Annotated in this window: 6 protein-coding genes and 3 rRNA genes; 1 reads left to right on the forward strand and 8 read right to left on the reverse strand. The window is 62.8% G+C overall.

The features are described from left to right. Positions 1 to 2 precede the first annotated feature (2 nt). Genes EDL96_RS04735 through EDL96_RS04755 form a run of 5 tightly spaced genes read right to left on the reverse strand, consistent with a single transcriptional unit; the run spans position 3 to position 3765 of the window. The gene (locus tag EDL96_RS04735; protein WP_199732534.1) at positions 3 to 764 is read right to left on the reverse strand and encodes a TlyA family RNA methyltransferase; all 762 of its coding nucleotides are present in this window, start codon (positions 762 to 764) and stop codon (positions 3 to 5) included. After that, positions 761 to 982: a hypothetical protein gene (locus tag EDL96_RS04740; RefSeq protein WP_123824656.1), complete on the reverse strand. Its 222-nt coding sequence runs from the start codon at positions 980 to 982 to the stop codon at positions 761 to 763. Before EDL96_RS04740 ends, EDL96_RS04735 begins: the two co-directional genes overlap by 4 nt. Continuing rightward, positions 979 to 2010, reverse strand: coding sequence for an HAD-IIA family hydrolase (locus tag EDL96_RS04745; RefSeq protein ID WP_123824657.1), 1032 nt, complete (start codon positions 2008 to 2010; stop codon positions 979 to 981). The genes EDL96_RS04740 and EDL96_RS04745 overlap by 4 nt, the downstream gene beginning before the upstream one ends. Beyond that, positions 2000 to 2845 (reverse strand): hypothetical protein, encoded by an 846-nt coding sequence (locus tag EDL96_RS04750; RefSeq protein ID WP_123824658.1) that lies wholly within the window; start codon positions 2843 to 2845, stop codon positions 2000 to 2002. Before EDL96_RS04750 ends, EDL96_RS04745 begins: the two co-directional genes overlap by 11 nt. Continuing rightward, positions 2842 to 3765 carry a hypothetical protein gene (locus EDL96_RS04755; RefSeq protein ID WP_123824659.1) on the reverse strand — a complete coding sequence of 308 codons (924 nt, stop codon included), beginning with the start codon at positions 3763 to 3765 and terminating at the stop codon, positions 2842 to 2844. Before EDL96_RS04755 ends, EDL96_RS04750 begins: the two co-directional genes overlap by 4 nt. A 206-nt stretch (positions 3766 to 3971) precedes the next feature. On the opposite strand from EDL96_RS04755, the gene EDL96_RS04760 reads away from it, so the two are divergent. Beyond that, complete coding sequence (locus EDL96_RS04760; protein ID WP_123824660.1) at positions 3972 to 5183, forward strand: dicarboxylate/amino acid:cation symporter; 1212 nt, start codon at positions 3972 to 3974, stop codon at positions 5181 to 5183. A 406-nt stretch (positions 5184 to 5589) separates the two neighbouring features. On the opposite strand, the gene rrf is transcribed toward EDL96_RS04760, so the two are convergent. The 3 genes from rrf to EDL96_RS04775 form a co-directional block, all read right to left on the reverse strand. Further along, positions 5590 to 5706: ribosomal RNA gene (gene rrf, locus EDL96_RS04765) — 5S ribosomal RNA — on the reverse strand. 182 nt (positions 5707 to 5888) lie between these two features. Continuing rightward, positions 5889 to 9023, reverse strand: a 23S ribosomal RNA gene (locus tag EDL96_RS04770). 593 nt (positions 9024 to 9616) lie between these two features. Further along, positions 9617 to 9723 (reverse strand): 16S ribosomal RNA (locus tag EDL96_RS04775); the annotation flags it as partial.

Genomic DNA, 9723 nt, shown 5'->3' on the forward strand with positions numbered 1-9723 from the left:
GTTCAGGCGCCGTCGTCCGGCCTGCGGAGCCACAGGAAGAACTCCCGGTTCCCGTCCTGTCCGGGCAGTGGGGAGAGGACACGCCCGTGCTCCTCCAGCCCCGTAGCGCGTGCCGCGGTCACCACGGTCTCGACGGCCTCGAGCCGCTGGTGCTCGCTGGTCACCACGCCCGTGCGGCCCAACCGTTCCGCGCCGACCTCGAACTGTGGCTTGACCATCAGGATCAGGTCACCGCCAGGCTCTGTGGCCTCCGCCAGCGGTTCGACCACCAGGGTGAGGGAGATGAAGGAGAGGTCGCACACCGTGAGCTGAGCCGGGCCGCCGATCTGCTCGGGTGTCAGGTACCGGACGTTGAGGCCCTCGTACACGTGGACCCGGTCGTCCCGGCGCAGGGAGTCGACCAGTTGACCGTGACCGACGTCGACCGCGACCACGTGGTCCGCCCCTCGGCGCAGCAGGACGTCCGTGAATCCGCCCGTCGAGGCCCCTGCGTCCAGGCACCGGCGGCCCTCCACACGGACGTCGGGGAACGCGTCCAGCGCACCGGCCAGTTTGTGCCCGGCGCGGCTCACGTACTCGGGTTCGGCACCGGGAGCCACGGTGACCTGGGATTCCGGGCCCACCTTGGCGGAGGCCTTGCGCACGACGACGCCGTCGACGCTCACCCGTCCCTCGTCCAGCCAGCCGGCCGCCTGCGTCCGCGAGCGGGCCAGACCGCGGTCCACCAGGGCGCGGTCCAGGCGCACGGAATCCGCGGAACTCAATCCCGAGGCCCCGGCGTGGAGCTGGCGGGCACGGCGTTCACGGGTGCGTCGAGAACCTCCGTCAGACGTGCGTGGGCTTCCTGATAGAGCCGCGCATGCTCCGCCACGGGACTGGCCGCGACCTGCTCCAGCTCCGTCAGCGCGCGGTCCACGGCGGTGTGCCCCGTGCGGGTGAACTCGCCCTGAGCCGCCTCCGCCGACGTCACGCCCTCACTCACGCGTGCTCCCACACGACGCGTGGCGACGTCGGTTCATCAGCTTGCGGGTTCAGCTCCCACCACGCCGCAAAAGCCGCTCGCCACGCGTCCAGATCCTCCGAGTCCCCGCGCACCACCACGCTCTGGCCTTGCGCCCTGGCGCTGGCCTGCCCGCAGTCAGCGCGCACCCAGTGGCCGGAGACCTCTCCTTCGGTGCCGTCGTCACCCAGTTCCGTGCGCACCACGGGTGCGGGTTCGAACAGCTCGGCCAGGGTGTTGATGACGTGGGTGGGGCGCTGCTCCGTCACGGCGCCCAGGATCGTTTCGGGGGTGTCCACGCCGGTCAGCACGGCGATCGTCGCGAATCCGGCGCGGTTGCCGCCCTGAATGTCTGTGTCGAGTCGATCGCCGATGACCACGGGGCGCACGGCACCCACCCGTTTGGCGCCGTCGAGAAAAATCGGTGCTTCCGGCTTGCCCGCCACCAGAGGAGTGCGCTTGGTCGCCGAGGCGACAGCCGCCACCAACGTCCCGTTGCCGGGGGCAATGCCCCGGGCCTGCGGAATGGAGCCGTCGGTGTTGGTGGCGACCCAGAGCACGTTCGGATCGGCGAGGACGAAAGCGGCTTCGGCCAGGTCCTTCCACGCGATCCCGGGATCGAATCCTTGCACCACGGCCTGGGGAGCATCATCCTCCGACCACACGGGTTCCAGGCCCGCGTCGGCGACGATCTGTGCCAGAGCGCGGGAACCCGTGATCATGACCTTCGATCCGGGGGCCAGTTTCTCCGCCAGGACGCCTGCGCCGGCCTGGGCGGAGCTGATGACCTCCGCACCCGTGGTCTGGACGCCAAGGTCGCTCAGGTGTTGTGCCACGTGGTCCACGGACCGGGAGGCGTTGTTCGTCACGAAGATCACCGGGAACCCCTGGGCCTTGACGGCCTCCAGGGCTTCCGGCGCCCCCGGGATGGCGTCCGGACCCGCGTAGACCACACCGTCCAGATCGGAGAGAACCGCGTCGAAAGCGTCGATCAGCCGGTCACCGGTCACCGTCGGGTCCCTCCGTGGCCTCTGGCTCTGCGGTCTCCGGTTCAGCGTCGACGTCGGTCTCCGGCTCGGAGACCGACTCCGCCTTGCCCTCAGGGCCCGTCTCGCCCTCCGGATCCGGCTCCTCCTCGGGGTTCGTCTCGCCCTCGGGATCGGCAAGGGCCACGCCCTCCTCGGGTTCCGCTTCGGGTTCGTCACCGGCCAGGTCGAAGATTTCCGGTTCGCTGAACTGGCCCAGGCCCAAGGCGGCTTCGGCCACAACGGCCTGCCGTTCCCAACCCTGGGCTTCGCGTTCCCTGCCCACACCGCGCAGTGCTTCGCCGTAGGCCCGGAACAGCCGTGGGCTGTAGGAGAAGCCGCGGTTGCGGTCCAGCTGCGGGATCTCCAAGGCCTTGAGCGACCCCTCCAGATCCCCCTGGTCCCGTCGGATACCGGCGACGACGATCGCGAGCTCCACCTTGGCGTTGGCGTCCAGGTTCTCGACCGCTTCCGAGGTGGCCAGTTCGAGCGCCTTGTCGGGCTTCCCCAGTGCCCGCTCGCAGTCGACCATGAGCGGGAGGTGCACGTCGTCTCCGGTCATGCGGCGGTAGGTACGGAACTCCTTGAGAGCTTCGTGGTACTCGCCGCACTCGTAGGCCGCGACGGCGGCAGCCTCACGCGCAGCCGCCACGCGTCCAGCTCGGCTCACTGCGTAGCGTGCGTGTTCCAGGGCGAACTCCGGCGCGTCGTAGAGGTAACGCCCCACCATGACCAGGTGCTTGGCAACGCCCTCGGCGTTCGTGGCCTCCAACGAGCGGATCTGGTGCAAGGTCGCGCGATCCAGTTCCTCGCCGGTCACGTCCTCGTCCAATTCGGGCGCGACCAGGCGCGGTTTACGGTCTGCGTCGTCCCGGAAGCGGTCCTGCGTCCGTCGGTCCTCCCGCTGCGACCCCCGGAACTCGCCACGGCGGTCGTCGCGGCGATCGCCCCTGCGGTCGTCACGGCGGCTGTCGCGGCGGTCCCCACCTCGGTTGTCACGCCGGTCATCCCGCCGCTCACCCGCACGACCCTCGCGCCAGGCACCCCGTCGGTCGTCGCGCCGGTCGCCGCTGCGCTCGTCACGCCGGTTGTCGCGACGGTCGCCGCTGCGGTCGCTCCGTGCATCGTGCCGACGGTCATCTCGTTCGTCGCGGCGTCCGAAGCGGTCCGTGCGCTGTTCCTCGCGGCGCCCCGACTCCCACCTGTTTCGTGCGTCGGGTCGGCCGCCGTCACGCCCACCCTGGCGCGGCTGCCACCGGTCACCACCTTCGCGACGTCCGCTTCCGGCAGGACGCCCCGCCCGCTGATCATCACGACGGTCGCCGCGCGCGCCCCGGTCCTCCCGGCCGGCGTCGCCGCGGTCGTTCCGACGGCCGTCCCCCCGGTCGTTCCAGCGGTCGTTGCGACGCTCCTTCGAACGCCCTTCGCCCCGCTGGCCACCACGGTTGTCACGACCGCCGCTTCCGCCGTATCCACGTCCTTCACGCCGGTCCCCGCCGCCGTCGCGGGATCCGTAGCCACGTCCTTCTCCGCGCTCGGAACGTCGGCCACCAGCGCGGTCGTCAGACCGGCCCCCTTGCCGAGATCCCCGGTAACCTCCACGACGATCTTCGGAGGACCGGCCGCCCTGACCGGGTCGGCCGCCGCGACGGTCATCGCGGCCGCTTGAGCCACCAGACCGGTCCCGACCTCCAGCATTACGATCTTGAGATCCCTCGGAAGGGGAATCGGACATGTCACTCCTCATCGCGCCACTCATCCGTGGTGCTTGACCCTCTATGTGCACAAAGCTTGTGAGCCGCCGTCGCTCCTTGGGAGGTGCGGCATCCGCAGCAGTCTACTAGCCACCGCCCCGACGCTGGCCGCGCGGCGGCCGGCACCACGTGTCAGGTCATGAACTGGCAAGCTGTTTTGCATCACTCCCCGGCGGCGCGGATGATCTACGCATGCTCAAGCGCATTTTCGCACCACTGCTGCCGCGGGTGATCGCGGCCATCATCCTCGGAGTCTTGTGTGGACTCTTCTTCCCCGAATGGCTTGCACGGGTCTTCACCACGTTCAACGGCCTCTTCAGCAACTTCCTCGGGTTCATCATCCCCGTGCTGATCCTGGCGCTCGTGGCACCGGCCATCGCCGATCTGGGACGCGGAGCCGGGCGATGGCTGCTGATAACAGCGGTCATCGCCTACGTGTCGACGATCGTTGCAGGCTTCACCGCGTTCGGAACGGCCATGGCTCTCTTCCCAACCCTCCTCGGCGAACGCAGTGTCGGCAGCTTCACCGATCCATCCGAGAACGCCCTCACGCCGTATTTCGAAGTCGCCATGGCTCCGCCCATGGAGATCATGACTGCACTGCTGCTCGCGTTCTGCATCGGCGTCGGCATCACCCTGATCAAGGGCGACACCCTGCACCGGGGCCTGGAAGAACTGCGCAACATCATTATGAAGATCGTGATCTCCGTGATCATCCCGATGTTGCCGATCTACATCTTCGGCTCTTTCCTGGGGCTGACCATGAATGGTCAGATCGGCACGGTCATCAACACGTTCCTCAAGGTCGTGATCGTGGCCTTCGCGCTCACGATCCTCTACCTGTTGCTCCAGTACTCGGTGGCAGGTGCCGTGGCCGGACGCAATCCGCTCAAGCTGCTCCGCAACATGCTGCCGGCCTACTTCACGGCACTGGGCACCTCCTCCTCCGCCGCAACCATCCCCGTGACGCTGCAGTGCACGATCAAGAACGGGGTGCGCGAGGACGTCGCGGGCTTCACGGTTCCCCTGTGTGCGACCATCCACCTGGCGGGTTCCACGCTCAAGATCGTGCTGTTCAGCGTGGCCGTCATGATGTTCATGGGACGTGAGATCGACCCCGGCACGTACATCGGATTCATCTTCATGCTCGGCATTACCATGGTGGCCGCTCCGGGTGTCCCTGGTGGCGCGATCATGGCCGCCGTCGGCATCCTCAGCACCATGCTCGGGTTCGACGAGACCATGGTGTCGATCATGATCGCCACCTACGTCGCCATCGACTCCTTCGGCACCGCCTGCAACGTCACCGGCGACGGCGCCATCGCTGTGGCGGTCAACAAGCTCTACGGCGACCGTGAGAGCACCCTCGAGGCAGCCCAGGAGCCCACACCGCAGGCCTCCTGAGCGTCCGCACTGTCCACAAACGACGAACGCCCCCGGTCACCAATGACCGGGGGCGTTCGTCATGCCGAAGCCACTCGAGCGGGCTCCACTCCCCCCTTCCCATGCCCATCACCAGACAGACGCAGAAGGCAGGGAGCGGGGGATCGAGAAGGTCATGAACGGCCCGCAGGGCCTACACAAGAGTCCGGACCTGGACGCTCCACATCGGCATGATGCATGGTGACACCGACACGGAAACGCTCGCGAAACCACATCAGGGAATCATCTACGATTTCAAGGCATGCAAAAGGGAGGGGTTCTTCCACGCGCGGTACGGAGAACCCCTCCCGTTGAATAGCAAATTCTTCAAGAGAAATGGCGGAAAGCCCCGACGGGTGGGTGGGGCTTTCCGTGTGGTGTGGTGTTGTTGCGGCGGTGTCTTACTCTCCCACACCCTTACGAGTGCAGTACCATCAGCGCTATGGGCCTTAGCTTCCGGGTTCGGGATGGGACCGGGCGTTTCCCCCATGCTATGACCACCGCAAAACCATTACTGGTCACCACAAGAACCTATGCTGTTATACCAGACACACAGTGCTGGTGTCCTGCGAACCCTCACCCCCGGGGGTGTTGTTCGGGGACCGTATAGTGGACGCGAGCACACACTCCTTGTTCACCACCACCAGGACTGGTAACCCAGCCACACGCGGTGTTGTGATGTGTGTTGTGTGTAGATCTTCGGTGTATTAGTACCAGTCAGCTCCACAACTCTTCAGTCGTTGCTTCCACATCTGGCCTATCAACCCAGTCATCTCCTGGGCACCTTCACCAACAAGATTGGATGGAAATCTCATCTCGAAGCAAGCTTCCCGCTTAGATGCTTTCAGCGGTTATCTCTCCCGAACGTAGCCAATCAGCGATGCTCCTGGCGGAACAACTGACACACCAGAGGTTCGTCCGTCCCGGTCCTCTCGTACTAAGGACAGACCTTCTCAAATTTCCAACGCGCGCAGCGGATAGGGACCGAACTGTCTCACGACGTTCTGAACCCAGCTCGCGTGCCGCTTTAATGGGCGAACAGCCCAACCCTTGGGACCAACTCCAGCCCCAGGATGCGACGAGCCGACATCGAGGTGCCAAACCATGCCGTCGATATGGACTCTTGGGCAAGATCAGCCTGTTATCCCCGAGGTACCTTTTATCCGTTGAGCGACGGCCATTCCACAATGTACCGCCGGATCACTAGTCCCGACTTTCGTCCCTGCTCGAGCCGTCACTCTCACAGTCAAGCTCCCTTGTGCACTTACACTCAACACCTGATTGCCAACCAGGCTGAGGGAACCTTTGGGCGCCTCCGTTACTCTTTAGGAGGCAACCGCCCCAGTTAAACTACCCATCAGGCACTGTCCCTGACCCGGATCACGGGCCGAAGTTAGACATCCAGAGCGACCAGAGTGGTATTTCAACAACGACTCCACCAACACTAGCGTGCCAGTCTCACAGTCTCCCACCTATCCTACACAAGCCGCACCAAACACCAATACCAAACTATAGTAAAGGTCACGGGGTCTTTCCGTCCTGCTGCGCGTAACGAGCATCTTTACTCGTACTGCAATTTCGCCGAGTTCATGGTTGAGACAGTAGGGAAGTCGTTACTCCATTCGTGCAGGTCGGAACTTACCCGACAAGGAATTTCGCTACCTTAGGATGGTTATAGTTACCACCGCCGTTTACTGGGGCTTAAATTCTCCGCTTCGACAAACGTCTAACGAGTCCTCTTAACCTTCCAGCACCGGGCAGGAGTCAGTCCGTATACATCGTCTTACGACTTCGCACGGACCTGTGTTTTTGATAAACAGTCGCTTCCCCCTGGTCTCTGCGACCCCTACACGCCTCCACACCGCACGGGTGCTTCACGCTCAGGGCCCCCCTTCTCCCGAAGTTACGGGGGCATTTTGCCGAGTTCCTTAACCATGATTCTCTCGAACGCCTTAGTATTCTCTACCTGATCACCTGTGTCGGTTTAGGGTACGGGCGGCTAGAACCTCACGTCGATGCTTTTCTCGGCAGCATAGGATCACCGAATCCCCCACCAAAGGGGTCCCATCACGTCTCAGGCATCACGACCCACGCATTTAACAATGGGTCACCCTACACGCTTAGACCAGGACAACCATCGCCTGGCTCGGCTACCTTCCTGCGTCACACCTGTTAACACGCTTACCTCCCCGGATCAGGTCCCACGCCACACACCACAACAACACACCAACACAAAGGCCAGCGCATTGAAACGGGTGCGCGGGGTGGTTAGTATCCCCAGCTCGATATGGGCGGTTCTTCGCCGGTACGGGAATATCAACCCGTTGTCCATCGACTACGCCTGTCGGCCTCGCCTTAGGTCCCGACTCACCCAGGGCAGATTAGCTTGACCCTGGAACCCTTGATCATCCGGCGGACGGGTTTCTCACCCGTCATTCGCTACTCATGCCTGCATTCTCACTCGAACGGGTTCCACCACTCGGTTACCCGGCGACTTCACCACCCGCTCGACGCTCCCCTACCCAACACACACCCCATTACAGGATCACGCGTGTATTGCCACGACTTCGGCGGTGTACTTGAGCCCCGCTACATTGTCGGCGCGGAATCACTTGACCAGTGAGCTATTACGCACTCTTTCAAGGATGGCTGCTTCTAAGCCAACCTCCTGGTTGTCTAAGCAACTCCACATCCTTTCCCACTTAGCACACGCTTAGGGGCCTTAGTCGGTGGTCTGGGCTGTTTCCCTCTCGACCATGAAGCTTATCCCCCACGGTCTCACTGCCACGCTCTCACTTCACCGGCATTCGGAGTTTGGTTGACGTCAGTAACCCTGTGGGGCCCATCAGCCATCCAGTAGCTCTACCTCCGGGAAGAAACACGCAACGCTGCACCTAAATGCATTTCGGGGAGAACCAGCTATCACGAAGTTTGATTGGCCTTTCACCCCTACCCACAGCTCATCCCCTCCATTTTCAACTGAAGTGGGTTCGGTCCTCCACACGCTCTTACACGCGCTTCAACCTGGCCATGGGTAGATCACTTCGCTTCGGGTCTAGATCACGCCACTGCAACGCCCTCTTCAGACTCGCTTTCGCTACGGCTACCCCACACGGGTTAACCTCGCGACATGACACTAACTCGCAGGCTCATTCTTCAAAAGGCACGCCATCACCCCACACCCCACAAGGGCCAAGGCTCTGACGGCTTGTAAGCACACGGTTTCAGGTACTCTTTCACTCCCCTCCCGGGGTACTTTTCACCTTTCCCTCACGGTACTGGTCCGCTATCGGTCATTAGGTAGTATTCAGGCTTACCAGGTGGTCCTGGCAGATTCACACGAGATTCCACGAGCCCCGTGCTACTCGGGAATACGCCACACGCGGCAGACAGCAGTTTCGTCTACGGGACTCACACCCTCTACGGCACACCACTCAACGATGATTCGACTACCACCCCGCACTCACGCACCCAGGTCGACAGCCCTGAGAACAACGCATCCCACAACCCCGCTGATGCAACCCCTGCCAGGTATCACACACCAACGGTTTAGCCTCATCCGCTTTCGCTCGCCACTACTCACGGAATCACAATTGTTTTCTCTTCCTGCGGGTACTGAGATGTTTCACTTCCCCGCGTTCCCCCCTACACCCTATGAATTCAGATGCAGGTCGCCACCCTCACAGATGACGGGGTTTCCCCATTCGGACATCCTCGGATCACAGCTCGTTTATCAACTCCCCGAGGCTTATCGCAGATTACCACGTCCTTCATCGGCTCCTAATGCCAAGGCATCCACCGTGCGCCCTTAACAATCTACAAACAGACACACAAAAAAATCAGCACCCACACACACCACACACCACCCACAAACCGGGGCAGCACACGACACATGCGGGCACAAAGATGTTCTTACAAATCACATAAAGAACAAGATGCTCGCGTCCACTATACAGTTCTCAAACAACACACCCACCACCACAGACCACCCAACACACGCCAGGCACCCCATGATGAGAGTCACCAGAAACAACCACCCCACACACCCCACCACCACCACACCACTCACCACAACAAGGGCAAGCAGCACAGCACATGGTCGCCGGGCCGGCGGGGCCCTGTTGCTCCAGGACCCAACAGTGTTCCGCTCCCCACCCCTCAGACACCAGCAAACCCCCACACACTGTGAGAACACCACCAGCACCCATGAAGCAGGCACCACCCCCACCCCCACCAACACACAGCCAGCAGGACACCCACCAACACAGTCAGCACAAGCCAACACGGTCAACAGGAAGAGATGATGGTTTGTTGACATTCCACCCATGAACACACACCACAACCAGCCCCGAACCCACAACAGGGACGACACTGATGGTCACCACACGGTGACACCGGATGTGAATGCTCCTTAGAAAGGAGGTGATCCAGCCGCACCTTCCGGTACGGCTACCTTGTTACGACTTAGTCCCAATCGCTCGTCCCACCTTCGACGGCTCCCCCCACAAGGGTTAGGCCACCG

This window comes from Kocuria soli (assembly GCF_003797835.1).
In the GTDB taxonomy this organism is placed as follows: Bacteria; Actinomycetota; Actinomycetes; order Actinomycetales; family Micrococcaceae; genus Kocuria; species Kocuria soli.

Excerpts from the sequence above, each read along its gene's own strand:
- EDL96_RS04760 (WP_123824660.1), top strand. The coding sequence starts at position 3,972 with ATGCTCAAGCGCATTTTCGCACCACTGCTGCCGCGGGTGATCGCGGCC.